Raw genomic sequence first — 26,040 nt, 5'->3', positions numbered from 1 at the left:
CCCGTGGAGCTGTCCCGGCCGGCGCTCGCCGTCGCCGTGCTGGTGACCGCCGTGGTGGTGGGGCCGTGGCTCGCGCGGGTCGCCGTCCGGCTGGCCGCGCGTGACGACGCCGCGCTGCCCACCCCGCGGCGCACCGCGGTCATGACGGCGGGCTTCGCCGCGCTGCTCGCCGGGGCGGCTGAGCTCACCGGGCTGCGGCCGGCCACCGCGGCCCTGGCCTGGGCCGCCGGGGCGGCCGTGGTCCTGGCGGCCACGGACCTGGCCAGCCACCGTCTGCCCGACCGGGTCACCTACCCGGCCTACGCCGTCTGCGGGACCGCCCTGCTGGTGGACGCCGCCGTGGAGGGCACGTGGGGCGCGCTGCTCACCGCCGTCGTCGCGGGGGCAACGGCGCTCCTCGTCGGCGGGCTCGGGTGGTTCGTCTCGCCGCAGGGCCTCGGCTTGGGCGACGTGAAGCTGCTCGGGCTCCTGGGGCTGCTACTGGGCTGGTTCGGCTGGGGCGTGCTCCTGGCCGGGGTCTTCCTCGGCCTGCTCACCGGAGCCGTCGTCTCGATCGTCCTGCTGGCCACCCGCCGTGCCGGCTGGCGCACCGCGATCCCCTTCGGCCCGCCGCTGCTCGCCGGCGCCGTGCTGGCGCTCGCGCTGGGCGGGGGCGCGCTCCCCTGAGCCGCCTCGCTCCGAGCCTGCGGGGCAGCAGGGGGACGCGGTCCTCTTAGACTCGGCGGCATGTTGCGCTGGTTGACCGCAGGGGAATCGCACGGTCAGCAGCTCACCGCCATCCTGGAGGGCCTGCCCGCCGGCGTGGAGGTGCAGACCGCCGATCTGGCCCGCGAGCTGGCCCGCCGCCGGCTGGGTCACGGCCGGGGCGCCCGCATGTCCTTCGAGCAGGACGAGGTGACGCTCACCGGCGGCGTGCGGCACGGGCGGACGCAGGGCGGCCCCATCGCCGTCCAGGTGGGCAACACCGAGTGGCCGAAGTGGTCGACGGTCATGTCCGCCGACCCGGTCTCCGCCGACGTGCTGGAGGGCCAGGCGCGCAACGCCCCGCTCACCCGGCCGCGGCCCGGGCACGCCGACCTGGCCGGCATGCAGAAGTACGGCTTCGACGACGCCCGCCCGGTGCTGGAGCGGGCCAGCGCCCGCGAGACGGCGGCGCGCGTGGCCCTCGGCGCGATCGCGCAGGCGTTCCTGCGCCAGGCGCTGGGCGTCTCGGTGGTCAGCCACGTGGTCGCCATCGGCCCGGTCGTCGCGCCCGAGGGCATCGTCCCCGGCCCGGACGACAACCCGGTTCTCGACGAGGACCCGGTGCGGTGCGCGGATCCGGCGACCAGCGCCGCGATGGTGGCCGAGATCGACGACGTGCGGAAGAACGGTGACACGCTCGGCGGCGTCATCGAGGTGGTCGTCCACGGCCTGCCGCCGGGCCTGGGCAGCCACGTGCACTGGGACCGGCGGCTGGACTCCCGCCTGGCCGGGGCCCTCATGGGCGTCCAGTCGGTCAAGGCCGTCGAGGTCGGGGACGGCCTGGAGACCGCGCGCCGCCGCGGCTCGGTCGCCCACGACGAGATTGTGCTCGCCGACGGGCCGGACGGCGCCCCGCGGGTGCAGCGGCTCACCGACCGCGCCGGGGGCATCGAGGGCGGGATGACCAACGGCGAGGTGCTGCGGGTCCGCGCCGCCATGAAGCCGATCAGCACCGTGCCGCGCGCGCTGCAGACCGTCGATGTCGCCACGCACGAGCCCGCCGTGGCGATCAACCAGCGCAGCGACGCCTGCGCCGTGCCCCGCGGCTCCGTGGTGATGGAGGCGATGGTCGCCCTCGTCCTCGCCGACGCCGTCCTGGAGAAGTTCGGCGGCGACTCGGTCGCCGAGACCCGCCGCAACGCCCGCGCCTACCTCGACTCGCTTCCGCTGCGGTGACCGGCCCGCTGCTGGTGCTGGTCGGGCCGCCGGCGTCGGGCAAGACGACGGTGGGTACCGCGGTCGCCGCTGCGCTCGGGGTGGTCTTCCGCGACACCGACCGGGACGTCGAGGACGCCACGGGCAGCAGCATCGCCGACCTGTTCGTCGAGCACGGCGAGCCGCACTTCCGCGACCTGGAGCGGGCCGCGGTCGCGCGCGCGCTCATCGAGCACGACGGCGTCCTGGCGCTGGGCGGCGGTGCGGTCATGGACGCCGGGACCCGGCAGCTGCTCGTCGCCCACGGGGACGGCGGCGGGGTGGTCGTGTGGCTCGACGTCGACCTGCCCTCGGCAGCGAAGCGGGTGGGCCTGTCGCGGGACCGGCCGCTGCTGGCGGTGAACCCGCGCGCGATGCTCCGCACCATGCTCGAGGACCGCGCCCCCCTGTACCGCGAGGTGGCCACCGCGACGGTGTCCACCAGCAACCGCACGACCGACGACGTGGTCGCCGACGTCCTGGCGCTGATCCCGGGAAGGGAGCCCCGATGAGGCAGGTGCAGGTCGCCGGCGAGCGGCCCTACGAGGTGCTCATCGGGTCGGGGGCGCAGGCCCGGCTCGGGCTGGTGCTCGACGGCACCGCGCGCGCCGTCGTCGTCCACTCGCCGCCGCTCAGGGCCGCTGCCGGCGCCGCCGTCGAGACGCTGCAGACCTCCGGCATCGCCGCCGAGGCCGTGGTCGTCCCCGACGGCGAGGCGGCCAAGACCGCGGAGGTCGCGGCCGGCGCGTGGGAGGAGTTCGGCCGGCTCGGGCTGACCCGCACCGACGCGGTCGTGGGCCTGGGCGGGGGAGCGGTGACCGACCTCGCCGGCTTCCTCGCCGCCACCTGGGCCCGCGGCGTGCGCGTGGTGCAGGTGCCCACCAGCCTGCTCGGCATGGTGGACGCCGCGGTCGGCGGGAAGACCGGCATCAACACCTCCGCCGGCAAGAACCTCGTCGGCGCCTTCCACCCGCCCGCCGCCGTGCTCGCCGACACCGACGCCCTGGCCGGGCTGCCCGACGCGGAGTTCCGCTCGGGCCTGGCCGAGGTGGTCAAGTGCGGCTTCATAGCCGACGGCGAGATCCTGCGGCTGCTGGGCGAGGACCCCACCGGCCGTCGCGACACCGAGGAGCTCATCGCCCGCGCCGTCCAGGTGAAGGCCGACGCCGTCGGGCAGGACCTGCGCGACACCGGCGTCCGGGAGTTCCTCAACTACGGGCACACGCTGGGCCACGCCATCGAGCGGCTCGAAGACTTCGGCTGGCGGCACGGCGAGGCGGTCGCCGTCGGCATGGTCTTCGCCGCCGAGCTGGCCGGCCAGGCGGGGCTGCTCGCGCGCCCGCAGGTCGAGCAGCACCGCGAGCTGATCGGCGCCATGGGCCTGCCGACGAGCTACCGAGGCGACTGGGCGCAGCTCCAGCAGGTCATGCGCGTGGACAAGAAGGCTCGCGGTGCGACGCTGCGCTTCGTCGTCCTCGACGGCATCGGCAACCCGACGATCCTGACCGATCCGGAGCAGTCCTGGCTCGACGCCGCGTGGGCGGCCGTGAACGAGGAGAACGCATGACGATCCAGGTCCTCAACGGCGCCAACCTCGGCCGGCTGGGCACGCGGGAGCCGGAGATCTACGGCTCCACCACCTACGCCCAGCTCGTCGACGTCATCGAGACGACGGCCCGCGAGCTGGAGCTGGACGTCGTGGTCCGCCAGACCGACGACGAGGCCGAGCTGCTGCACTGGATCCACGAGGCCACCGACGCCGGTCACCCCGTCGTGCTCAACCCGGCGTCGTGGTCGCACACCTCGATCGCACTGCACGACGCCCTCGCGGCGCTGAACACCCCGCTGGTCGAGGTGCACATCAGCAACGTCCACAAGCGCGAGGAGTTCCGGCACCACTCCTACGTCTCCCGCGTGGCCGACGGCGTGATCGCGGGGCTCGGGATCGAGGGCTACGTGCTCGCGCTGCAGTGGATGTCGCTGCGGGGGCACCGGTGACCAGCACGGCCCAGCGGCGCGACGCGCTGCGGGCGACGGCCGCCGAGCGCGGTCTGGACGCCGTGCTGGTGACCAACCTGCTCAACGTCCGCTACCTCACCGGGTTCACCGGCTCCAACGGCGCGCTGCTCCTGCGCACCGACGGCCCTGACCTGTTCGGCACCGACGGCCGCTACACCACCCAGGCCGCCGCCCAGGTCCCCGACGTCGAGGTGCTCGTCGACCGCGGCACCGTGTCCGCGCTGGCCCGGGCGGCCGTGCGCAGCGGCGCCGGCCGGCTGGGCTTCGAGTCCCACGACCTGACCGTCGACGGGCTGGAGCAGCTGCGCTCGGTGCTCGCCGACGCCGCCGCCGGCGGCACCGTGCCGGAGCTGGAGTCGATCCGCCGCGCGGTCGAGGCGCAGCGCGCGATCAAGGACGACGGCGAGATCGCGGCGCTGCGGCGCGCCTGCGCGGTCGCCGACCAGGCGCTGGCCGAGCTCGCGGCCGAGGGGGCGCTGCGGCCGGGCCGCACCGAGCTGGAGGTCGGCCGGGAGCTGGACGCCCGGATGCTCGCGCTCGGTGCCGAGGCGCCGTCGTTCGAGACGATCGTCGCCACCGGCGCCAACTCCGCCATCCCGCACCACCGGCCCGACGCGACCGTGCTGCGCGACGGCGACTTCCTCAAGCTCGACTTCGGCGCCACGGTCGAGGGCTACCACTCCGACATGACCCGCACCCTGGTGCTGTCGCACGCGGCGGACTGGCAGCGCGAGATCTACGCGCTGGTCGCCGAGTCGCAGGCGGCCGGGCGGGCGGCGCTCGCGGTCGGTGCCGACGTCGTCGCGGTGGACGCCGCCTCCCGCGAGGTCATCGCCGCGGCCGGCCACGGCGAGCACTTCACGCACGGCCTGGGGCACGGCGTCGGGCTGGAGATCCACGAGGCGCCGGGCATCGGCCCGCTCGGCGCGGGTAGTCTGGCCGCCGGTATGGCCGTCACCGTGGAGCCGGGCGTGTACCTGCCCGGCCACGGAGGTGTCCGGATCGAGGACACCCTGGTCGTCACGGACGACGCGCCCGAGTTGTTGACCCTCACGAGCAAGGAACTGCTGGTTCTCTAGATGGCTACCACCAACGACCTGAAGAACGGCATCGTCCTCAAGCTGGACGGCCAGCTCTGGACCGTCACCGACTTCCAGCACGTGAAGCCGGGCAAGGGCGGTGCGTTCGTGCGCACCACGCTGAAGAACGTCCTCTCGGGCAAGGTCGTCGACAAGACGTTCAACGCCGGCCTGAAGGTCGAGACGGCCACCGTCGACAAGCGGAACATGACCTTCCTGTACAAGGACGGCGACGACTTCGTCTTCATGGATGGCGACACCTTCGACCAGATCCACGTGCCGGCGGCGACCGTCGGCGGCGCGGCGGACTACATGCTGGAGAACACCGAGGCGATGGTCGCGGTGAACGAGGGCGTCCCGCTCTACGTCGAGCTGCCGGTGACCCTGGAGCTCGTGGTCGCGCACACCGACCCGGGTCTGCAGGGCGACCGCTCCACCGGCGGTACGAAGCCCGCGACGCTGGAGACCGGCGCGGAGATCCAGGTCCCGCTGTTCATCACCACCGGCGAGAAGCTCAAGGTCGACACCCGCGACGGCCGGTACCTCGGCCGCGCCAACTGAGCCTGCTCGTGGCTGCGAGGTCGAAGGCGCGCAAGCGCGCCGTCGACGTCCTCTACGAGGCCGACGTCCGGGGCCGGAACCGTCGGGAGCTGCTCGGTGAACGGGTGGCCGACGGCAACCCGCCGGTGCCCGAGCACACCATCCGCCTGGTGGAGGGCTTCGACGAGAACGCCCGGCGCATCGACGAGCTGATCGACACCCACGCGTCGGGCTGGTCGATCGACCGGCTGCCCGACGTCGACCGCGCGATCCTGCGCATGGCGGTCTACGAGCTGCTGTGGGCCGACGACGTCCCCGACGCCGTGGTGATCGACGAGGCGGTGGAGCTGGCCAAGACGCTGTCCACCGACGACTCGCCGGCCTACGTCAACGGCGTCCTGGGCGCGATCCTGGCCGCCGAGGTCCCCACCGCCTGAGCCCGTCCGACATGGTGCGCCGATGCGTCATCCCGACGATCGGAATGACGCATCAGCGCACCTGGTCGGCGCCCGTCTAGTGCAAGTCGCGCTTGGCGAACAGCACCGCGCCGACCGCGGCGAGCACCACGGCGACGAGGCCCAGGTAGACGCCGGCCTGCAGCGGCCCCAGGTAGTACTCCGGAGGGTTGCCGTCGGGCCCGATCGGCCCGTCGTTCCAGTAGGTGATCGTGTAGCCGCCCTGCTGGACCAGGCCCAGTGCGTTCGACGTGAGCAGCCACGGCTCCCAGTGCGGACGCAGCGCCCGGAGGATGTTCTCCACGATCGCGGTGTAGACGAACGCGATGCCCAGCGCCGCCCCGGTGTTGCGCACCACGTTGGTCAGGCCGAACGCGAGCACGGCGGCCAGGACGACGAGGAGCACGCCCCGGCCCTGGGTCTGCAGCAGCGCGCTCCAGAAGTTCTCCGGCAGGGCGTCCGGGCCGCCCACCAGCGCCTCCCAGATGCCGGCCGTCGCCAGCCAGGCGGCCTGCGTCAGCACCCCGAACAGGGCGGCGGCGGCGACGAGCACGGTCAGCTTGGCCGCCATGACCTGCAGCCGCCGCGGCACCCAGAAGAGCAGGGCGACGATCGTCCGGGACGACCACTCCGCGCCGATCCAGGTGGCGCCGATGGCCACGGCCAGCGCGGCGGCGAGCGCGGCGACGCCCAGCGCGCCGCTGGTGCCGGCCTCGCCGAAGTCGAACGGGGCCTTGTCGAGGAACGCCTCGGGCCCGCCGAAGTTGTCGGCGGTGGGCGCGGGCCCGCACCACTCCTCGGGAGTGGTGTCGTCGGGGACGTTCGCGTCCTCGAGGCACTCCTCGTAGAAAACCTGCTGCTCGGCGACGATCTCGTCGAGCCGGGCCTGCGCGTCGGCCAGGTCGCCGTCGTCGGGCGTGCCGTAGTTCAGCAGCCCGATGACCGTGGACACCACCCAGCCGACCACGGCGAGGACCAGCAGGAGCTGGATGAAGCGCCGCGAGCGGAAGCGGTGCGCCTCCGACCGGAGCAGGCTGCCGAAGCTGGCCCGGTGGACGGTGGGCTGGGCCACCGGCGCGCCGGGCTGCTCCACGACGGCGCTCACGCCGGGATCCCGGGGGCGGCCGGGCCGTCGTGCGGCTGGTCGCCGGTGATGGCGAGGAAGGCGCTCTCCAGGTCGGGGGTCACCCGTCTCAGCTCCTCGAGGTAGAGGCCGGACCCGGCCAGGACGCGGGTGATGTCGCTGGGCGCGGCGACGGAGTGGACCATCAGGGCGCCGTCGGCGGGGGAGACGGAGAAGCCGGCGCCCTGCAGCACGGCGGCGGCCGCGGCGGGGTCGGCGATCTGCACGAGGACGTCGCCGCTCCCGCGGCTGGCGAGGACCTCGCCGACCGGGCCGGAGGCCACGCAGCGACCGCGGGCGAGGATCGAGACCGAGTCGCAGACCTGCTGGATCTCGGCGAGCAGGTGCGAGGAGAGCAGCACGGTGGTGTGCCCGTCGCGGCCGAGGCGGCGGATGAGCTCGCGGACGTCGCGGATGCCGGCGGGGTCCAGGCCGTTGCTGGGCTCGTCGAGGATGAGCAGGCGCGGGGCCTTGAGCAGGGCCGCGGCGATGCCGAGGCGCTGCTTCATGCCGAGGGAGTAGCCCTTGAAGCGGTCGTCGGCGCGGCCGGAGAGGTCGACCAGCTCCAGGCACTCCTCGACGCGGGCCTTCGAGACCCCGGCGGCCTCGGCCAGCAGCTGGAGGTTGAGCCGGCCGGAGAGGCCGGGGAAGAACAGCGGCGTCTCGACCAGAGCGCCGACCGAGCCGATCACGTCGGGGAGACCGTCGGGCACCGGCTGGTCGAGCAGCCGGATCTCACCGCCGCCGGGGTCGGCCGACACCAGGCCGAGCAGCACCCGGATGGTGGTGGTCTTGCCCGAGCCGTTCGGGCCGAGGAAGCCATGCACGCCACCGGACTCGACGAGCAGGTCCAGGTTGTCCAGCGCCTTCTGCGGAGGGCGCCCACGGCGTCGATAGCTCTTGGACACCGCGGTCAGCTGCACGGCCGGCATGGGTGACCTCCCTGCTCCGAGGCCCAGCGCCGCGGGTGGCAGCAGACTGGCACAACGGAGCGCGCGCGAGCGCCGTCCGGGGCGCGTGTCGGATCGGTCACGGAGCGCAACGACGACGGGGTCGCCGGACTGGAGACCGTGAAAGGGTCGCGGTCATGGCCGGTGACGTGACCCCGGGTGGCCAGGTCGTGCTCGAGACCGACCGCCTGGTGCTCCGACCGTGGCGGGTGGCGGAGGCCGTCGTCCAGCGCGAGCTGTGGACCGAACGCGATCCACGGGTGCCGCCGCACCGCCGGATCGACGCCGAGGGACGCCCCACGCTGGCGGACCTCGAGGAGTGAATTTGCGCCGCCCGGCCGTCGTCGACCGGGTTGCTGGCGGTGGAGCGGAGGTCCACTCGGGACGTCGTCGGCTACTGCGGGCTGATCGACAGCGGACGCGGGGCGGACGGCCAACTGGAACTGGCGTTCGAGCTGCTCCGCCGGGTCTGGGGTCAGGGATATGCGACCGAGGCCTCGTGGGCGGTCGTGGACCGGGCGAGATCGTCCGGGTACGGGCGCCTGTGGGCCACGGTCTGGGACTGGAACACCGCGTCTCGCCGGGTGCTGGCGAAGCTCGGGTTCACCGAGACCGGGCGGAGGGACGTGGACCCGGTCCACGGCACCACCCTGTTCGCCACGAGACGGCTCTGAGGACGGGGAGCTCCGGGTCAGCGCGGGGAGCGGCGGCGCTCCCAGTTCGGGTCGAGCTCCTCGTCGTCCTCGTCGTCGGGCCCGCCGAAGCCCACGACGCTGTCCATGCCGGAGGAGATGACACCCCACTCGATCAGCCGCGACGTGAGCTCGTCCGGGCTCATGTCGTAGATGATCGCCAGTGACTTCAGGTCCTCGGCGCGGATGGAGAGGACCTTGCCGTTGTAGTCGTGGCGCTGCGCCTGGATGGTCGAGGCGTAGCGGGCCAGCGGGCCGGCCTCGTCGGCCGGGAGCGAGCCCAGCGACTCCAGGTTCAGCACGATCTTGCTGCTGGAGGTGACGGCGGAGCTGGGCCGCGGGTCGGGCAGCAGCTCGGAGACCGGCACGCCGTAGAAGACGGCCAGCTCGGACAGGCGCTGGACGGTGACGGCGCGGTCGCCGCGCTCGTAGGAGCCGACGACGACTGCCTTCCAGCGGCCGTGGGACTTGTCCTCCACGCCCTGCAGGGACAGGCCCTGCTGGTTGCGGATGGCGCGGAGCCGGGCGCCCAGGGCCCGTGAGTAGTCGGTGCTCATCGCGTTCCTGCTCACTGTGCGTCGTCTGGGATAGGTCGTGATCGTCACTGAGCGTACTGGTCGATGCCCGCCCGCAACACCCGGTCGGGCGTGCTGCCCCACGATCGTGCGGATGCGCCGGCCCACCCACCTGGGGTTCCGCACCGGGACCGGACCGCTCCGGGCCGTGCAGTACCGTCGGGACAGGTCCACCCACTCCTTTAACGACCCGTCCCGTGAGGCGGGGAAGGAGGCCTGATGGCCAGCTCTGCCCAGCCTGTCCGGAACGCGGCGCCCTCGGTCGGCGACCCCACCCCGGGTCCGGTGCTCTCCGCCGCCGACGTCGCCCGCATGGTCGACCGGATGGCCCACCAGCTCATCGAGCGGTGCGCGACCGATGCTCCCGCCGACGACGCCACCGCCGGCCTCGCCGGACTGGTCCTGGTCGGCATCCCGACCCGCGGCGCCCCGCTGGCGCGCCGCCTGGCCGCCCGCATCGAGGCGTTCTCCGGGGTGCGCGTGGACGTCGGCGCCGTCGACATCACGCTCTACCGCGACGACCTGCGGCGCCGCGGCGTGCGTGCGCTGGAGCCCACCGAGCTGCCCGCCGGCGGCATCGACGACCGGCTCGTCGTCCTCGTCGACGACGTCCTGTACTCCGGCCGCTCCGTCCGGGCCGCGCTGGACGCGCTGCGCGACGTGGGCCGGCCCCGGGCCGTGCAGCTGGCGGTCCTCGTCGACCGGGGACACCGCGAGCTGCCGATCCGGGCCGACCTCGTGGGCAAGAACCTGCCCACCTCGCGCACCCAGAAGGTGTCGGTCCGGCTGGCCGAGATCGACGGCGTCGACGAGGTGCTGGTGAGCGACGAGGTAGCGCGATGAAGCGGCACCTGCTGGAGGCGGCCGACCTCGACCGGGACGACGCGACGCTGGTGCTGGACACCGCGGCGCAGATCGACCAGGCGCTCAGCGGCCGCGAGGTCAAGAAGCTGCCCACCCTGCGCGGGCGCACCGTGGTGAACCTCTTCTACGAGGACTCCACCCGCACCCGGATCTCCTTCGAGCTGGCGGCCAAGCGGCTGTCGGCCGACGTCATCAACTTCTCCGCCAAGGGCAGCAGCGTGTCCAAGGGCGAGAGCCTTAAGGACACCGCGCTCACCCTGGAGGCGATGGGCGCCGACGCCGTCGTCGTCCGGCACTCCTCGTCGGGGGCGCCGCACCGGCTGGCCGGCTGGGTGCGCGGCAGCGTGGTGAACGCCGGCGACGGCACCCACGAGCACCCGACGCAGGCGCTGCTGGACGCGTACACCATCCGGCGGCGGCTGGGCCGGCTCGAGGGCGTGCGGGTGGCGATCGTCGGCGACGTGCTGCACAGCCGGGTGGCCCGCTCCAACGTCGGCCTGCTGCACACCCTGGGCGCCGAGGTCACGCTGGTCGCCCCGCCCACGCTGCTGCCCGTCGGCGTCGGCAGCTGGCCGGCGGAGGTCTCCTACGACCTGGACGCCGTCCTGCCCAAGGTCGACGTGGTGATGATGCTGCGGGTGCAGGCCGAGCGGATGAACGCCTCGTTCTTCCCCAGCGCCCGCGAGTACAGCCGCCGCTACGGCCTGGACGCCCGGCGGATGGGCGCGCTGCCCGACGACGCGATCGTCATGCACCCCGGCCCCATGAACCGCGGGATGGAGATCGCCGCCGACGTCGCCGACTCCGCCCGCTCCACGATCGTCGAGCAGGTCGCCAACGGGGTCTCCACCCGCATGGCCGTGCTCTACCTGCTGCTCGGAGGCTCTCCCCAGTGACGCACTACCTGATCAAGGGCGCCCGGCCCCTGGGCGGCGACGCCGTCGACGTGCTGGTCGCCGACGGCCGCATCGCCGCGATCGGCGACCAGCTTTCGGCGACCGGCGCCGAGGTGGTCGACGCCGCCGGCCTGATCGCGCTGCCCGGCCTGGTCGACCTGCACACCCACCTGCGCGAGCCCGGCCGCGAGGACGCCGAGACCGTGGAGACCGGCAGCCGCGCCGCCGCGCTGGGCGGGTTCACCGCGGTGCACGCGATGGCCAACACCGACCCGGTGGCCGACACCGCCGGCGTCGTCGAGCAGGTCTGGCGGCTCGGGCAGGAGGCCGGGCTGGTCGACGTCGTCCCCGTCGGTGCGGTGACCATCGGGCTCAAGGGGGAGCGGCTGGCCGAGCTCGGCGCGATGGCCGACTCCGCCGCCCGCGTGCGGGTCTTCTCCGACGACGGGCACTGCGTGGCCGACCCCGCGCTCATGCGGCGCGCACTGGAGTACGTGAAGGCCTTCGACGGCGTCGTCGCCCAGCACGCCGAGGAGCCGCGGCTCACGGTCGGCGCGCAGATGCACGAGGGCGAGCGCTCCGCGCGGCTCGGGCTCACCGGCTGGCCGGCGGCCGCCGAGGAGGCGATCATCGCCCGCGACGTGCTGCTCGCCGAGCACGTCGGCGCGCGGCTGCACGTGTGCCACGTGTCGACGGCGGGGTCGGTGGAGATCCTGCGCTGGGCGAAGTCCCGAGGCGTGCAGGTGACCGCGGAGGTCACCCCGCACCACCTGCTGCTCACCGACGCCTGCGCCGAGAGCTACGACCCGGTGTTCAAGGTCAACCCGCCGCTGCGCACGGACGCCGACGTGGAGGCGCTCCGGGCGGGGCTGGCCGACGGCACGATCGACGCCGTCGGCACCGACCACGCCCCGCACGCGGTGGAGGACAAGGAGAGCGAGTGGGCGCAGGCCCGGCCCGGCATGCTGGGGCTGGAGCAGGCGCTCGCGGTCGTGATCGAGACGATGGTCGAGCCCGGCCGGCTCGACTGGGCCGGTGTCGCCGACCGCATGTCGGTGCGCCCCGCCGCGATCGGCCGCCTCGACGGCCACGGCCGGCCCCTCGCTCCCGGCGAGCCCGCGAACCTGGTGCTCGTCGACCCGGCCGCGCGCGCGGCGGTCGACCCCGCGGCCCTGGCCAGTCGCAGCCGCAACAGCCCCTATGCCGGCCGGGAGGTCCCCGGCCGGATCGTCGCGACGTTCCTGCGGGGGACGGCGACCGTTCTGGACGGAAAGGCGACACGGTGAGTCAGGCAATCCTCGTGCTGGAGGACGGACGGACGTTCCGCGGCGAGGCGTACGGCGCGGTCGGGACGACGGTGGGCGAGGCGGTGTTCGCCACCGGCATGACCGGCTACCAGGAGACGCTGACCGACCCCAGCTACGCCGGTCAGATCGTCACCATGACGGCCCCCCACATCGGCAACACCGGGGTCAACGGCGAGGACGACGAGAGCCGCCGCATGTGGCCGGCCGGCTTCGTGGTGCGCGACCCCGCCCGCCGCACGTCGAACTGGCGCGCCACCGGCACCCTCGACGACGAGCTGGTCGCCCAGGGGATCGTCGGCATCAGTGGCATCGACACCCGCGCGCTCACCCGGCACCTGCGCGACCGTGGGGCGATGCGGGCGGGCATCAGCACCGAGCTGGGTGCCGACGAGCTGCTGGCGCGGGTCACCGCGTCGCCGAGCATGCAGGGCGCCGACCTCGCGCCCACGGTGAGCACCGGCGAGGCCTACGTCGTCCCGGCGGTGGGGGAGAAGCGGTTCACCATCGCCGCCCTCGACCTGGGCATCAAGACGGCCACGCCCCGGCACCTGGCCGCGCTCGGCGTCGAGACCCACGTGCTGCCCTCGACGGCCACGGCCGAGGAGCTGCTGGCCGCGGGCCCGGACGGGGTGTTCCTCTCCAACGGCCCGGGCGACCCGGCGGCCGCCGACTACGCGGTGGAGGCGGTCAAGGGTGTGCTCGACGCCCGCCGTCCGCTGTTCGGCATCTGCTTCGGCAACCAGATCCTCGGCCGGGCCCTGGGCCTGGGCACCTACAAGCTGCAGTTCGGCCACCGCGGCCTGAACCAGCCGGTGCTCGACCGGGTCAGCGGCACGGTGCGGGTGACCAGCCACAACCACGGGTTCGCCGTCGACGCCCCGCTCGACCGGCCCACCGACACCCCGTACGGGCCGGTGGAGGTCAGCCACGTCGGCCTGAACGACGACGTCGTCGAGGGGCTGCGGCTGCTGGAGACGCCGGCGTTCAGCGTGCAGTTCCACCCCGAGTCGGCCGCCGGGCCGCACGACGCGGCGCCCCTGTTCCAGCGCTTCGTCGACCTCATGGAGGAGAACCGCAGTGCCTAAGCGCACCGACCTGAAGCACGTCCTGGTCATCGGCTCCGGGCCGATCCTCATCGGCCAGGCCGCCGAGTTCGACTACTCCGGCACGCAGGCCTGCCGGGTGCTGCGCGCCGAGGGGCTGCGGGTCAGCCTGGTCAACAGCAACCCCGCGACGATCATGACCGACCCCGAGGTCGCCGACGCCACCTACGTCGAGCCGCTGACCCCGGAGTTCGTCGAGAAGGTGATCGCCAAGGAGCGCCCCGACGCACTGCTGGCCACCCTCGGCGGGCAGACCGCGCTCAACATCGCCATCGGCCTCTACGAGAACGGCGTGCTGGAGAAGTACGGCGTCCAGCTCATCGGCGCCGACGTCGACGCGATCAACCGCGGCGAGGACCGGCAGCTGTTCAAGGACATCGTCCGCTCCGTCGGCGCCGACGCCCCCCGCTCGCGGGTCTGCGCCACCGTCGAGGAGGCGATCGCCACCGCCGAGGAGGTCGGCTACCCGGTTGTCATCCGGCCGAGCTTCACCATGGGCGGGCTGGGGTCGGGCTTCGCCACCGACGAGGCGATGCTCCGGCGGATGGCGACCCACGGGCTCGCCGACTCCCCGGTGCACACCGTCCTCATCGAGGAGTCGGTGCTGGGCTGGAAGGAGTACGAGCTCGAGCTCATGCGCGACCGCAGCGACAACGTGGTCGTCATCTGCTCGATCGAGAACATCGACGCGATGGGCGTGCACACCGGCGACTCGGTGACCGTCGCCCCGGCGATGACCCTCACCGACGTCGAGTACCAGAAGATGCGCGACGTCGGCATCGCCGTGCTGCGCGAGGTCGGCGTGGACACCGGCGGCTGCAACATCCAGTTCGCCGTCAACCCCGCCGACGGCCGGCTGGTCGTCATCGAGATGAACCCGCGCGTCTCCCGCTCCAGCGCGCTGGCGTCGAAGGCCACCGGCTTCCCGATCGCGAAGATCGCGGCGAAGCTGGCCATCGGCTACACGCTCGACGAGATCACCAACGACATCACCGGCGTCACCCCGGCCGCGTTCGAGCCGACGCTGGACTACGTCGTGGTGAAGATCCCGCGGTTCGCCTTCGAGAAGTTCCCCGGCGCCGACCCGCGGCTGACCACGACGATGAAGAGCGTCGGCGAGGTCATGTCGATGGGCCGCAGCTTCCCCGAGGCCCTCGGCAAGGCGATGCGCTCGACCGAGACGAAGGTCGCCGGGTTCTGGACCGGGGCTCCGGACGACCGGTCCGCCGACGAACTGCTCGACGCGCTGCGGACGCCGGTCGACGGCCGGCTGTACACCGCCGAGCAGGCCCTGGCCGCCGGCGCGACGGTCGAGCAGGTCGCGGAGGCCAGCGGCTTCGACCCGTGGTTCGTCGACCAGATCGCGCTGGTCCGTGAGGTCGGCGAGGAGGTCCGCGACGCGCCGTCCCTCACGCCGGAGGTGCTGCGCCGGGCCAAGCGGCACGGGCTGTCCGACCGGCAGATCGCCGCGCTGCGCCCGGAGCTCGCCGGTGAGGACGGCGTCCGGTCGCTGCGCTGGCGGCAGGGCATCCGGCCGGTCTACAAGACCGTCGACACCTGCGCCGGCGAGTTCGCCGCCCGCACGCCGTACCACTACTCCTCCTACGACGAGGAGACCGAGGTCGAGCCGCGCGAGAAGCCCGCGGTGCTCATCCTGGGCTCCGGGCCCAACCGGATCGGGCAGGGCATCGAGTTCGACTACTCCTGCGTGCACGCCGTGATGGCCCTGCAGGACGCCGGCTACGAGGCGGTGATGGTCAACTGCAACCCGGAGACCGTCTCCACCGACTACGACACCGCCGACCGCCTCTACTTCGAACCGCTGACCTTCGAGGACGTGCTCGAGGTGGTCGAGGCCGAGCGCGCCGCCGGCCCGGTCGCGGGGGTCATCTGCACCCTCGGCGGGCAGACGCCGCTGGGCCTGGCGCAGCGGCTCAAGGACGCCGGGGTGCCGGTGCTGGGCACCTCGCCCGAGGCGATCGACGACGCCGAGGACCGCGGGGCGTTCAGCCGGGTGCTCTCCGACACCGGCCTGCTCGCCCCCAAGCACGGGATGGCGACGACCTTCGCCGAGGCGCGGGCCATCGCCTCCGAGATCGGCTACCCGGTGCTGGTCCGGCCCTCCTACGTGCTCGGCGGCCGGGGCATGGAGATCGTCTACGACGACGCCACCCTCGAGGCCTACATCGCCAAGGCCACCGACGTCAGCGTCGACCACCCGGTGCTGGTGGACCGGTTCCTGGAGGACGCCGTCGAGATCGACGTGGACGCCCTCTACGACGGCACCGACCTCTACCTGGGCGGGGTCATGGAGCACATCGAGGAGGCCGGCATCCACTCCGGCGACTCGGCGTGCGCGCTGCCGCCGATCACGCTGGGCTCCGCGGACCTGCTCAAGATCCGGGCGGCGACCGAGAAGCTGGCCGAGCGGATCGGCGTCCGCGGGCTGATGAACGTCCAGTACGCGATCAAGGACGACATCCTCTACGTCATCGAGGCCAACCCCCGGGCCAGCCGCACGGTGCCGTTCGTCTCCAAGGCGACGGCGGTGCAGCTGGCCAAGGCCGCGGCCCGCATCGCGGTGGGGGAGACCATCGCCCAGCTGCGGGCCTCGGGCGTCCTGCCGGCGACCGGCGACGGCACCGACCTCCCCGAGGGCGTGCCGATCTCGGTCAAGGAGGCGGTCCTGCCGTTCCACCGCTTCCGCACCGTCGAGGGCTACGGCGTCGACACCGTGCTCTCCCCGGAGATGAAGTCCACCGGCGAGGTCATGGGCCTGGACACCGAGTTCGGCACCGCCTTCGCCAAGTCGCAGGCGGCCGCCTACGGGTCGCTGCCCACGGCCGGCACGGTCTTCGTCTCGCTGGCCAACCGCGACAAGCGGGGCGCGATCTTCCCGGTCAAGCGGCTGGCCGACCTCGGCTTCCGCATCCTGGCCACCACCGGCACCGCGCAGGTGCTGCGCCGCAACGGCGTGGCCGCGGAGGTGGTCGGCAAGTTCAGCGAGGGCCCGGGCAACGTCGTCGAGGCGATCCTGGCCGGCGACGTCGACATGGTCGTGAACACGCCGTTCGGGTCGCCGGGCAACAGCGGCCCGCGGCTGGACGGCTACGAGATCCGCACGGCCGCGGTGTCGGCCGGCATCCCGTGCATCACGACCGTGCAGGGCATGGCCGCCGCGGTGCAGGGCATCGAGGCGCTCCGGCTGGGCGGGATCGGCGTGCGCAGCCTCCAGGAGGTGCACGCGGCCCTGGCGGCCGGGTCGCAGGCGTGAGCTCCCCGGTCCGGCGGCTGCGCGAGGACCTGGTGGCCCGTGGCCTGGTAGAGGAGTTGCCCGCGGCGTTCCTCGCCGGGGTCACCCGCTTCGGGCAGCCGCCGCGGCCGGAGCTCGACGCCCTGACCGCCGACGTCGCCGACCTCGCCGGGCGTCTGGCGTCCGGGGACGTCGGGGATGCCGACCTGCCGCTGCTGGGCCGGGTGCTGTTCTTCGCCCGCCGGTCCGACCTGCTCGCCGACCACGGGCTGCCCACGCCGGCCTACGACGTCCTGGGCGGGTTCCGGGAGAACCTGGCGCGGCCGCTCGGCCCGGTGCTGCCTGGTCGGCCGACCGCGGGGAGCCGGCGCTGGCCGCTGCTCGGGCGCACGGTCGGCTTCCCGATCGGCGTCCCGGCGTGCGTGCTCAACGGCAGCGAGGCGTGGGTGCGGCACAACGTGGCCAACGGCTGGAACGTGCTCACCTACAAGACGGTGCGCAGCCGGGCGCACCCGCCCAACGAGCAGCCGAACTGGGTCTTCGCCGCCCGGGAGACGGCGAGCCTGGCCCCGGGGGCCGACGCCGACGTCGTCGCCGATCCGTGGGACTGGGTCGAGCCCGGCTCGCCGGCGGTGAGCAGCGTCAACTCCTTCGGCGTCCCCTCGCCGGAGCCGGAGGAGTGGATGGCCGACCTGGCGCGTGCCGTGGCCGCCGTCGGGGACGAGCAGCTGCTGCTGGTGAGCGTCATGGGGGAGGGGGACGACCTCGCGGAGGACTTCGCCCGCACCGCGCTCCTGGCCGAGGAGGCCGGGGCCTCCGTGGTCGAGCTGAACCTCTCCTGCCCGAACACCCTCGACCGCTCGGCGACGGGGGTGAAGCCGCCGCTGTGCCTGGACGCCGACGCCACCGTCGCGGTGGTCGAGCACGTCCGCCGCGCCCTGGACGACCGCACCGGCCTGGTCGCCAAGCTCTCCTGGCTGGACGAGCAGCGGCTCGCCGCCCTCGTGCCGCGGCTGGCCCCGCTGGTCGACGGGATCGCCGGGATCAACACGGTGCAGAGCCGGGTGCGGCGCACCGACGGCACCCCCACGTTCCCCGGCCGCGAGCTCGCGGGGCTCTCCGGCATCGCCGTGCGGGAGCCGGCGCTGGACTTCACCCGGCGGCTGGTGGCGCTGCGCGCGGCCGGCGGGGTGCCCTTCGACGTCCTGGCCATGGGCGGGGTCACCGACCCGGAGTCGTTCGCGGCGCTGTTCGCCGCCGGCGCCGACGCGGTCCAGTCCGCGGCGGGCGCGTTCGCCGACCCCTTCCTGGCGGCCGCGTGCGTCGCCCGGCTGGGGACCACCCTGCCCCGATCCGTGGAGGACCCGTGACCGCACCCTTCGGAGAGCGGCTCGCCGCCGCCGTCGCCGCCCGCGGGCCGCTGTGCGTGGGCATCGACCCGCACCCGCCGCTGCTGGCGAAGTGGGGGCTGCCGGACTCGCCCGAGGGGCTGGCGCGGTTCACCGACGCCGTCGTCGACGCGCTGGCCGGCACGGTCGCCGTCCTCAAGCCGCAGGCGGCGTTCTACGAGCGGCACGGCTCCCGGGGGCTGGCGGTCCTGGAGGACGGCGTCGCGCGGGCCCGGGCCGCCGGTGCCCTCGTGCTGCTGGACGCCAAGCGCGGCGACATCGGCTCCACGATGGAGGCCTACGCCGACTACCTGCGCCCGGAGCACCCGCTGGCCGTGGACGCCATGACGGTGAGCCCCTACCTCGGCCCCGGCTCGCTGCAGCCGGCCGTGGGCATCGCGCGCGCGCACGGCGGCGGGCTGTTCGTGCTGGCGCGGACGAGCAATCCCGACGCGGGCACGCTGCAGCTCGTCGGGGAGCCGTCGGTGGCCCAGCAGGTCGTGGACACCGTGCGCGGGTGGAACGCCGGGACGCCGGCCGGCTCCTTCGGCGTCGTCGTCGGCGCCACCCTGGGCGAGCTGGACGTCGACCTCACCGGGCTGGACGGGCCGGTCCTCGCGCCGGGCCTCGGTGCCCAGGGCGGAACGCCTGCGGACCTGCGACGGCTGTTCGGCGCCGGCACCGTGGTCGTGCCGACCGTTTCGCGGGACGTCCTCGCGGCCGGTCCGGACACCGCCGCGCTGCGGGGGGCCGCGCAGCGGTGGGCCGCCGAACTGGCCGGTTAGGAACCGTCCCCGGCGTGTCGCCCGCTGGGCGTGTCGCGTCAGGCCCGCTGGATCGCCGGCTCGGGCCCCCTTCAGAAACGACACCGTCCGCATCCGGTGTGACCTGCGCCGATCACGGTGGGTGAGCGCGGTGGTCAACTGCGGGTGAACGCGCCGGGAGGCGGCCCGGCGCCGCGCCCGACCCGGTGTCGTGACCTGCGGATTTGCTCGACACTGGGCAGGTCGCGAGGCTTCTCCCGCACGCCGTACGTCCCCCTCGAATCGCGAACAGCACCGCCGAGCATCACCGCCGGCGACGACACGATTGGGTTGCACCATGCCCCTTCCCGACCTGTCCCCGGAACAGCGCGCAGCCGCCCTCGAGAAGGCCGCCGCGGCCCGCAAGGCCCGCGCCGAGCTGCGCGAGCGCCTCAAGAGCAAGGGTGCGACCGTCGGCGACGTCCTCAAGCAGGGCGAGACCGACGAGGTGATCGGCAAGATGCGCGTCTCTGCCGTCCTGGAGTCCCTCCCCGGAGTCGGCAAAGCGCGGGCTGCGAAGATCATGGAACGCCTGGAGATCTCCCCGACGCGCCGCGTGCGGGGGCTGGGTGCCAACCAGCGTCGTGCGCTGGAGACGGAGTTCGGCGGCGACCAGGTCGTCTGAGTCCCCGTCCCGGCACACGCACGGACGCACGACCCGGACGAGGACGACGAGTGGGACCGAACGCACCGGCACGACTCACCGTGCTCTCCGGACCCTCCGGGGTCGGCAAGGGGACCGTGGTCGCCGAGGTCCGGCGCAGGCACCCCGACGTGTGGGTGTCCGTGTCCGCGACCACCCGGCGCCCGCGCCCCGGTGAGGTCCACGGCGTCCACTACCACTTCGTCTCCGACGCCGAGTTCGACCGGCTGATCGAGACCGACGGGCTGCTGGAGTGGGCCGAGTACGCCGGCAACCGCTACGGCACGCCGGCGGGCCCGGTCCACGAGCGGCTGGCCACCGGCGCGCCGGCCCTGCTGGAGATCGAGCTGCAGGGGGCTCGCCAGGTGCGGGCGCGGGCCCCGGAGGCGCAGCTGGTCTTCCTGGCCCCGCCGTCCTGGGCGGAGCTGCAGAGCCGGCTGGCCGGCCGGGGCTCGGAACCGGTGGCGGTCCAGGAGGCCCGGCTGCGCATCGCGCAGGCCGAACTGGACGCCGCCGGGGAGTTCGACCGGGTGGTCGTCAACGACGACGTGGCCCGGGCGGCGGACGAGTTGGTAGGCTTGCTGACTGCGCCCGCACCCGGCCTCTGCTGAGCAGCCGACTCAGGTGCAGCGCTTTTTCCCGATCTACTGAGGAGCACGCCCGCGTGTCCGGAGTCGCACCTGCCCCCGAGGGCATCACCAACCCGCCGATCGACGAGCTGCTCGAGCGCACCAGCAGCAAGTACGGCCTGGTCATCTTCGCCGCCAAGCGCGCCCGCCAGATCAACGCCTACTACAGCCAGCTCTCCGAGGGCCTGCTGGAGTACGTCGGCCCCCTGGTGGACACCGCTCCCCAGGAGAAGCCCCTCTCGATCGCGCTCCGCGAGATCAACGAGGGCCTGCTGACCCACACCGCCGGCGAGAACTGAAAGAGGACCCCGGTCCCCCTCACCCCTTCGCAAGCTCAGGGGCGAGCCTCTGGACCGGGGCCTACGGCTGATGACGTCACGTCGTTACCGCCACTTTGTAGTGATGACGCCCCCGGCTCTCGCCGGGGGCGTCGTCGTGTCTGCGGCAGGATGAGCGCATGAGTCGGATCGTGCTGGGCGTCAGCGGTGGCGTGGCCGCGTACAAGGCCGCCCTCCTGCTGCGCGCGCTCACCGAGGCCGGGCACGACGTCCGCGTCGTCCCCACGCCGTCGGCCCTGCACTTCGTCGGCGCCGCGACCTTCGAGGCGCTGTCGGGCAACCCGGTCACCACCGACGTCTGGTCCGACGTGGACGAGGTGGCCCACGTGCGCATCGGCCAGGAGGCCGACCTCGTGGTCATCGCGCCGGCCACCGCCGACCTGCTGGCCCGGGCCGCGGCCGGGCGGGCCGACGACCTGCTCACCGCGACCCTGCTCACGGCGCACTGCCCGGTGGTCTTCGTCCCGGCCATGCACACCGAGATGTGGCTGCACCCGGCCACGCAGGACAACGTGGCCACCCTGCGCCGCCGCGGGTCGGTCGTGCTGCCGCCCGCAGTCGGCCGGCTCACCGGGCCGGACTCCGGGCCGGGCCGGTTGCCCGAGCCCGCCGACATCGCCGCCCTGGCGGCCGTGGTGCTGGGGTCGGGGGCCGCGGCGCTGGCGCACGACCTGACCGGCCGGCGCGTGGTCATCAGCGCCGGGGGCACCCGGGAGCCGCTGGACCCGGTGCGCTACCTGGGCAACCGCTCCTCGGGCAAGCAGGGCTGGGCGCTGGCCCGGGTCGCCGCGGCCCGCGGCGCCGAGGTGGTGCTGGTCGCGGCCAACGTCGAGCTGCCCGCCCCGTTCGGCGTGCGCGTCGTGCCCGTCGGCACCGCCGAGGAGCTGCGGACGGCGATGCACGCGGAGGCGTCGGACGCCGACGTCGTCGTGATGAGCGCCGCGGTCGCCGACTTCCGTCCGGCCAGGGTGGCCGACGCCAAGATGAAGAAGGACTCGGCGGGGGAGCCGGACTCGGTGCCGCTGGTCCGCAACGCCGACGTCCTCGCCGAGCTGGTCGCCGAGCGGACGCCGGGGCAGCTCGTCGTCGGCTTCGCGGCCGAGACCGGGGACGCCGACGGCGACGTGCTCACCCACGCCCGCGCGAAGCTGGCTCGCAAGGGCTGCGACCTGCTCGTGGTCAACGACGTCTCCGGCGACCTGGTCTTCGGGCAGGCGGACAACGCGGTCGTGGTGCTGGCGGCCGACGGGGAGAGCACCGAGATCGCCCGCGGGCCCAAGGACGCCGTCGCCGCCGGGATCTGGTCCGTGGTGGCGCCGCGGTCGGCGTCCGCGCGGGGGTAGTCCTCCCCAGGCCCACCTGCCCTGGCCGCGTGCGCGTCTCGGCCGGGTAACGTGCCCCCACGAGTCGGTGTACCGAACGGCTCGACGTTCCGCGCCAGCGACCGGCCTCGTGCCCAGCGACCCAGGAGTACCGACATGCCACGCCGCCTCTTCACGTCCGAGTCGGTCACCGAGGGGCACCCGGACAAGATCGCCGACCAGATCAGCGACTCGATCCTGGACGCCATGCTCGCCCAGGACCCCAAGAGCCGCGTCGCCGTCGAGACGATGATCACCACCGGCCAGGTGCACATCGCCGGTGAGGTCACCACCGCCGGCTACGTCGACATCGCTTCGATCGTCCGCGAGACGGTGCTGCGCATCGGCTACGACTCCTCCCGCAAGGGGTTCGACGGCGCGTCCTGCGGTGTCAGCGTCTCCATCGGCGCGCAGTCGCCGGACATCGCGCAGGGCGTCGACACCGCCTACGAGGCGCGCACCGGCTCAACCGAGGACGAGCTCGAGCGCCAGGGCGCCGGTGACCAGGGGCTGATGTTCGGCTACGCCACCGACGAGACCCCCGAGCTCATGCCGCTGCCGATCGCGCTGGCCCACCGCCTGGCGCGCCGCCTGTCGGCCGTGCGCAAGGACGGCTCGGTGCCCTACCTGCGGCCCGACGGCAAGACCCAGGTCACCGTCGTCTACGAGGACGACAAGCCGGTCGCCGTCGACACCGTGGTGGTGTCCTCGCAGCACGCCGAGGACATCTCGATCGACCAGCTGCTCGCGCCGGACATCAAGGAGCTCGTCGTCGAGCCGGAGTTGGCCGCCCTCGGCCTGCCCACCGACGGCTACCGCCTCCTGGTCAACCCGACCGGCAAGTTCGTGATCGGTGGCCCCATGGGCGACGCCGGGCTGACCGGCCGCAAGATCATCGTCGACACCTACGGCGGCATGGCCCGTCACGGCGGCGGCGCCTTCTCGGGCAAGGACCCGTCGAAGGTGGACCGCTCCGCGGCCTACGCGATGCGCTGGGTGGCCAAGAACGTCGTCGCCGCGGGCCTGGCCAAGCGCTGCGAGGTGCAGGTGGCCTACGCCATCGGCGCCGCGCACCCGGTGGGGCTGTTCGTCGAGACCTTCGGCACCGGCACCGTCGCCGACGACGTGCTGGAGAAGGCGATCACCTCGGTGTTCGACCTGCGCCCGGGCGCGATCGTGCGCGACCTCGACCTGCTGCGCCCGATCTACGCCCAGACGGCGGCCTACGGCCACTTCGGCCGCACCGACGCCGACCTGCCGTGGGAGCGCCTCGACCGCGTCGACGCCCTCCGCTCGGCCGCGGGCGCCTAACCACGCTGCCGAACGACCCCGCCGACGACCCGGGCCACCCGCTGGTGGCCCGGGTCGTCGTCGACGTGCCCCTGGCACACCTGGACCGGCCCTTCGACTACGCCGTCCCCGAGAAGCTCGCGGACACGGTGCGGGCCGGCTGCCGGGTGCGGGTGCGCTTCCACGGCCGGCTGGTCGACGGCGTGGTGTGGGAGCTCACCGACTCCACCGAGTTCGCCGGCTCGCTGCAGCCGCTGTCCCACATCCCCTCCGGCGAGCCGGTGCTCACGCCGCAGGTCGCCCGGCTGGTGCGCACGGTGGCCGACCGGTACGCCGGGACCGTGAGCGACGTGCTCCGGCTGGCCCTCCCGCCCCGGCGGGGCGCGGCGGAGAAGCGGGAGAGCCCGACCCCGGAGGCGCTGCCCGAGCCGCCGGACCCGGCGGGGTTCGCCCGCTACCAGGCCGGACCGGCGCTGCTCGACGCGCTGGCCGACGGGCGCCCCGCCCGCGCGGTCTGGACCGCACTGCCCGGGGAGGACTGGCCGACGCGGCTGGTCGAGCTCTGCCGCGCCGCGCTGTCGGGCCGGCGCGGGTCGCTGGTCGTCGTCCCCGACGGCCGGGACCTGGACCGGCTGGCGGCCGCGGCGAAGGAGCTGCTGCCCGCGCACTCGTACACGGTGCTGCGCGCCGACGACTCCCCGGAGAAGCGCTACCGCTCCTTCCTGGCGGCGTCGCGGGGCGCGGCGCAGGTGGTGCTCGGCACGCGGGCAGCGATGTTCGCGCCGGTCCGCGACCTGGGGCTGGTGGTGGTCTGGGACGACGGCGACGACCTGCACGCCGAGGAGCGGGCGCCCTATCCGCACGCGCGCGACGTGCTGGTGCAGCGCGCGTGGCTGGACGACTGCGCCGCCGTCGTCGCCGGGACGACGCGGACCGCCGAGGGTGCGCTGCTGGTGGAGTCCGGCTGGGCGCGCGAGCTGGTCGCCGACCGGGCGGTGCTCCGAGCCGCCGTGCCCCGGGTGCAGGCGCTCGGCGAGGACTTCGAGCTGGCCCGGGACGCCGCGGCGCGGTCGGCCCGGCTGCCGTCGCTGGCCCACGAGGCGGCGCGGAAGGCGCTGGCCGCAGGCACCCCGGTGCTGGTGCAGGTGCCCCGCCGCGGCTACGTGCCCTCGCTGGCGTGCGCACGATGCCGTGCGCCGGCGCGCTGCGCCCACTGCGCCGGGCCGCTGGGCATCTCGCCGCGGCCGGGCCCGGGCGGTCAGCGGATCCCGGCCTGCCGCTGGTGCGCCCGCCCGGCGGCGACCTTCGACTGCCCGCACTGCCACGGCACCAAGCTGCGCGCCTCGGTCATCGGGGAGTCCCGGACCGCCGAGGAGCTGGCGCGGGCCTTCCCCGGCGCGGCGGTGCGCACCTCGGGCAGCACGTCGGGGGTGCTGGCGTCCGTGCCGGGCGGGGCGGCGCTGGTCGTGGCGACGCCCGGGGCCGAGCCGGTGGCCGACGGCGGGTACGGCGCCGCGCTGCTGCTCGACTCGTGGGCGCTGCTGGGCCGGGCCGACCTGCGCGCGGGGGAGGAGACGCTGCGCCGGTGGATGAACGCCGCGGCGCTGGTCCGCCCGGCGTCGGCCGGTGGGCACGTGGTCGTGGCCGCGGACGCCGGGCACCCGGTGGTCCAGGCGCTGGTGCGCTGGGACCCGGCCTGGCTCGCGGCGCGGGAGCTGGCCGACCGCCGGGAGCTGGGCTTCCCGCCCGCCACCCGCATGGCATCGGTGTCCGGTTCGCCGGCGGCGCTGGCCGAGTTCCTCGAGGCGCTGCGGCTGCCCGACGGTGCCGACCTGCTGGGGCCGGTGCCCGAGCGGCCGCGCCCCGGCCAGGAAGGCGAGCGGGAGCGCTATCTCGTGCGGGTGCCGCGGGCCGCGGGTGGAGCGCTCGCCTCCGCTCTGGCCGAGGTGCAGGGCGTGCGCAGCGCCAAGAAGGTGCCCGAGCACGTCCGCGTGCAGCTGGACCCGCTCGACCTGGTGTGACCAGCGTCGGTTTACGACGTAAGTGTGCCGGGGCCCGGCACGGGTAGAGGGCGGGCTGCCTTTCCACCCCCTTCCGAGGAGCACCACAGTGACTGCCGCACGCCCGTCGTCCGACCCGAACAACCCGCCCGGCGCCACCCCTGTCGGCGGAGGAGACCGCGGAGCCGGCCGCAGGCGGGGCCTGCTGCTCGGCGCGCTCCTGGTCGGCATCCTGATCATCGCGGCGCTGCTGCTCAGCCAGTGCGGGAACGACGACGACCCGGCCGGCGGGAGCGACGACGCCGGCAGCACCAGCTCGAACGAGTCGTCCCGCTCGTCGTCGTCCTCCTCCTCGTCGTCCTCCTCGTCGTCCTCGGGTTCCGCCGCCCCCTCCAGCCCCGCCGGCTCGGGTGAGGGCCAGATCGTGACGGCGAACGGCGACTCCGTCGTCGAGCTGGCCGCGCGGCCGGACGCGGCGGCCGCGCTCGCCGCCCTGTCGGGCCAGCCGGTCACCGGCACGGCGGTGCGGGTGCTGTCCGTGCCGGCCGACGAGGGCTTCTGGGTCGGATCCTCCGACCAGGACCGCGTCTGGGTGCAGCTGATCGGCGACGCCGGTGAGTCGCCCTACCAGGTGGCCGAGGGCGACGTCGTCGACTTCGAAGGCACCGTCGTGACCCACGACGCGTCGTTCGCCGCGTCCGTGGGCGTCGACGAGGCGTCCGGAGCCGCCCAGCTGACCGAGCAGGGCGCCCACCTCGAGGCGGCCAAGTCCACGGTGACGCTGTCCCGCTGAG

General features: G+C 74.2%; 27 protein-coding genes. 24 read left to right on the top strand and 3 right to left on the bottom strand.

Translation table 11 applies throughout. From position 1 onward, the window contains the following. Positions 1-3: 3 nt before the first annotated feature. From DQ239_RS05460 to nusB, 8 genes are read left to right on the top strand one after another with little or no spacing between them, the layout of a single operon-like run. The gene (locus DQ239_RS05460; RefSeq protein ID WP_113833413.1) at positions 4-666 is read left to right on the top strand and encodes a prepilin peptidase; all 663 of its coding nucleotides are present in this window, start codon (positions 4-6) and stop codon (positions 664-666) included. A 60-nt stretch (positions 667-726) separates the two neighbouring features. Further along, positions 727-1,920, top strand: a complete 1,194-nt coding sequence (gene aroC, locus DQ239_RS05455) for a chorismate synthase (RefSeq protein WP_113833412.1) — start codon at positions 727-729, stop codon at positions 1,918-1,920. Continuing rightward, positions 1,917-2,450, top strand: a complete 534-nt coding sequence (locus tag DQ239_RS05450; protein ID WP_113833411.1) for a shikimate kinase — start codon at positions 1,917-1,919, stop codon at positions 2,448-2,450. Before aroC ends, DQ239_RS05450 begins: the two co-directional genes overlap by 4 nt. Next, positions 2,447-3,505, top strand: a complete 1,059-nt coding sequence (gene aroB, locus DQ239_RS05445) for a 3-dehydroquinate synthase (protein WP_113833410.1) — start codon at positions 2,447-2,449, stop codon at positions 3,503-3,505. Before DQ239_RS05450 ends, aroB begins: the two co-directional genes overlap by 4 nt. Continuing rightward, positions 3,502-3,936, top strand: a complete 435-nt coding sequence (gene aroQ, locus DQ239_RS05440) for a type II 3-dehydroquinate dehydratase (protein ID WP_113833409.1) — start codon at positions 3,502-3,504, stop codon at positions 3,934-3,936. Before aroB ends, aroQ begins: the two co-directional genes overlap by 4 nt. Beyond that, complete coding sequence (locus DQ239_RS05435; RefSeq protein WP_113833408.1) at positions 3,933-5,036, top strand: Xaa-Pro peptidase family protein; 1,104 nt, start codon at positions 3,933-3,935, stop codon at positions 5,034-5,036. The genes aroQ and DQ239_RS05435 overlap by 4 nt, the downstream gene beginning before the upstream one ends. Next, positions 5,037-5,597 (top strand): elongation factor P, encoded by a 561-nt coding sequence (gene efp, locus DQ239_RS05430; RefSeq protein WP_113833407.1) that lies wholly within the window; start codon positions 5,037-5,039, stop codon positions 5,595-5,597. It abuts the gene before it with no gap. 8 nt (positions 5,598-5,605) lie between these two features. Then, a complete protein-coding gene (nusB, locus tag DQ239_RS05425) occupies positions 5,606-6,013 on the top strand; it encodes a transcription antitermination factor NusB (protein ID WP_091769638.1) in 408 nt (135 codons plus the stop codon). Positions 6,014-6,089: 76 nt separating this feature from the next. Here nusB and DQ239_RS05420 read toward each other — a convergent pair whose 3' ends face one another. Both DQ239_RS05420 and DQ239_RS05415 read right to left on the bottom strand, forming a co-directional pair. Then, a complete protein-coding gene (locus tag DQ239_RS05420; protein ID WP_113833406.1) occupies positions 6,090-7,136 on the bottom strand; it encodes an ABC transporter permease subunit in 1,047 nt (348 codons plus the stop codon). Further along, positions 7,133-8,086: an ABC transporter ATP-binding protein gene (locus DQ239_RS05415; RefSeq protein ID WP_113833405.1), complete on the bottom strand. Its 954-nt coding sequence runs from the start codon at positions 8,084-8,086 to the stop codon at positions 7,133-7,135. The genes DQ239_RS05420 and DQ239_RS05415 overlap by 4 nt, the downstream gene beginning before the upstream one ends. Before the next feature lie 155 nt (positions 8,087-8,241). Here DQ239_RS05415 and DQ239_RS20565 point away from each other — a divergent pair, with 155 nt between their 5' ends. Both DQ239_RS20565 and DQ239_RS20560 read left to right on the top strand, forming a co-directional pair. Next, entirely contained in the window at positions 8,242-8,427 is a 186-nt protein-coding gene (locus tag DQ239_RS20565) for a hypothetical protein (RefSeq protein ID WP_199582693.1), read from the top strand. Positions 8,428-8,457: 30 nt separating this feature from the next. After that, on the top strand, positions 8,458-8,778 hold the full coding sequence (locus tag DQ239_RS20560) for a GNAT family N-acetyltransferase (protein WP_348519323.1): 321 nt from the start codon (positions 8,458-8,460) through the stop codon (positions 8,776-8,778). A gap of 17 nt (positions 8,779-8,795) precedes the next feature. Here DQ239_RS20560 and DQ239_RS05405 read toward each other — a convergent pair whose 3' ends face one another. Next, complete coding sequence (locus tag DQ239_RS05405) at positions 8,796-9,353, bottom strand: transcriptional regulator (RefSeq protein ID WP_113833404.1); 558 nt, start codon at positions 9,351-9,353, stop codon at positions 8,796-8,798. A 237-nt stretch (positions 9,354-9,590) separates the two neighbouring features. Here DQ239_RS05405 and pyrR point away from each other — a divergent pair, with 237 nt between their 5' ends. The 14 genes from pyrR to DQ239_RS05335 all read left to right on the top strand — a co-directional run bounded on the left by pyrR (position 9,591) and on the right by DQ239_RS05335 (position 26,039). Next, positions 9,591-10,214 carry a bifunctional pyr operon transcriptional regulator/uracil phosphoribosyltransferase PyrR gene (gene pyrR / locus DQ239_RS05400; protein ID WP_113833403.1) on the top strand — a complete coding sequence of 208 codons (624 nt, stop codon included), beginning with the start codon at positions 9,591-9,593 and terminating at the stop codon, positions 10,212-10,214. Continuing rightward, positions 10,211-11,131, top strand: coding sequence for an aspartate carbamoyltransferase catalytic subunit (locus DQ239_RS05395; protein WP_113833402.1), 921 nt, complete (start codon positions 10,211-10,213; stop codon positions 11,129-11,131). The genes pyrR and DQ239_RS05395 overlap by 4 nt, the downstream gene beginning before the upstream one ends. Further along, entirely contained in the window at positions 11,128-12,417 is a 1,290-nt protein-coding gene (locus tag DQ239_RS05390; RefSeq protein WP_113833401.1) for a dihydroorotase, read from the top strand. The genes DQ239_RS05395 and DQ239_RS05390 overlap by 4 nt, the downstream gene beginning before the upstream one ends. After that, positions 12,414-13,523, top strand: coding sequence for a glutamine-hydrolyzing carbamoyl-phosphate synthase small subunit (gene carA / locus DQ239_RS05385; RefSeq protein WP_113833400.1), 1,110 nt, complete (start codon positions 12,414-12,416; stop codon positions 13,521-13,523). Before DQ239_RS05390 ends, carA begins: the two co-directional genes overlap by 4 nt. Then, on the top strand, positions 13,516-16,815 hold the full coding sequence (gene carB, locus DQ239_RS05380; RefSeq protein WP_113833399.1) for a carbamoyl-phosphate synthase large subunit: 3,300 nt from the start codon (positions 13,516-13,518) through the stop codon (positions 16,813-16,815). Before carA ends, carB begins: the two co-directional genes overlap by 8 nt. Next, positions 16,812-18,164, top strand: coding sequence for a dihydroorotate oxidase (locus DQ239_RS05375; protein ID WP_113833398.1), 1,353 nt, complete (start codon positions 16,812-16,814; stop codon positions 18,162-18,164). Before carB ends, DQ239_RS05375 begins: the two co-directional genes overlap by 4 nt. Further along, positions 18,161-18,967 carry an orotidine-5'-phosphate decarboxylase gene (gene pyrF / locus DQ239_RS05370; protein WP_113833397.1) on the top strand — a complete coding sequence of 269 codons (807 nt, stop codon included), beginning with the start codon at positions 18,161-18,163 and terminating at the stop codon, positions 18,965-18,967. The genes DQ239_RS05375 and pyrF overlap by 4 nt, the downstream gene beginning before the upstream one ends. A 316-nt stretch (positions 18,968-19,283) precedes the next feature. Further along, positions 19,284-19,610 carry an integration host factor, actinobacterial type gene (gene mihF / locus DQ239_RS05365; RefSeq protein ID WP_091769659.1) on the top strand — a complete coding sequence of 109 codons (327 nt, stop codon included), beginning with the start codon at positions 19,284-19,286 and terminating at the stop codon, positions 19,608-19,610. Between the two features lie 80 nt (positions 19,611-19,690). Continuing rightward, the gene (gene gmk, locus DQ239_RS05360; RefSeq protein ID WP_233488782.1) at positions 19,691-20,239 is read left to right on the top strand and encodes a guanylate kinase; all 549 of its coding nucleotides are present in this window, start codon (positions 19,691-19,693) and stop codon (positions 20,237-20,239) included. 53 nt (positions 20,240-20,292) lie between these two features. After that, entirely contained in the window at positions 20,293-20,556 is a 264-nt protein-coding gene (gene rpoZ, locus DQ239_RS05355; RefSeq protein ID WP_012949163.1) for a DNA-directed RNA polymerase subunit omega, read from the top strand. 158 nt (positions 20,557-20,714) lie between these two features. Beyond that, positions 20,715-21,938, top strand: a complete 1,224-nt coding sequence (gene coaBC, locus DQ239_RS05350) for a bifunctional phosphopantothenoylcysteine decarboxylase/phosphopantothenate--cysteine ligase CoaBC (protein ID WP_113833395.1) — start codon at positions 20,715-20,717, stop codon at positions 21,936-21,938. Positions 21,939-22,073: 135 nt separating this feature from the next. Continuing rightward, a complete protein-coding gene (metK, locus tag DQ239_RS05345) occupies positions 22,074-23,267 on the top strand; it encodes a methionine adenosyltransferase (RefSeq protein ID WP_113833394.1) in 1,194 nt (397 codons plus the stop codon). 44 nt (positions 23,268-23,311) lie between these two features. Next, positions 23,312-25,267 carry a primosomal protein N' gene (locus tag DQ239_RS05340; protein ID WP_113833393.1) on the top strand — a complete coding sequence of 652 codons (1,956 nt, stop codon included), beginning with the start codon at positions 23,312-23,314 and terminating at the stop codon, positions 25,265-25,267. A gap of 88 nt (positions 25,268-25,355) precedes the next feature. After that, positions 25,356-26,039 carry a hypothetical protein gene (locus DQ239_RS05335; protein WP_113833392.1) on the top strand — a complete coding sequence of 228 codons (684 nt, stop codon included), beginning with the start codon at positions 25,356-25,358 and terminating at the stop codon, positions 26,037-26,039. The last annotated feature ends 1 nt before the right edge of the window (position 26,040 follow it).

The organism is Blastococcus sp. TF02-09, assembly GCF_003319105.1.
Lineage (GTDB): Bacteria > Actinomycetota > Actinomycetes > Mycobacteriales > Geodermatophilaceae > Blastococcus.
This window is presented reverse-complemented; position numbering and strand designations above follow the sequence as displayed.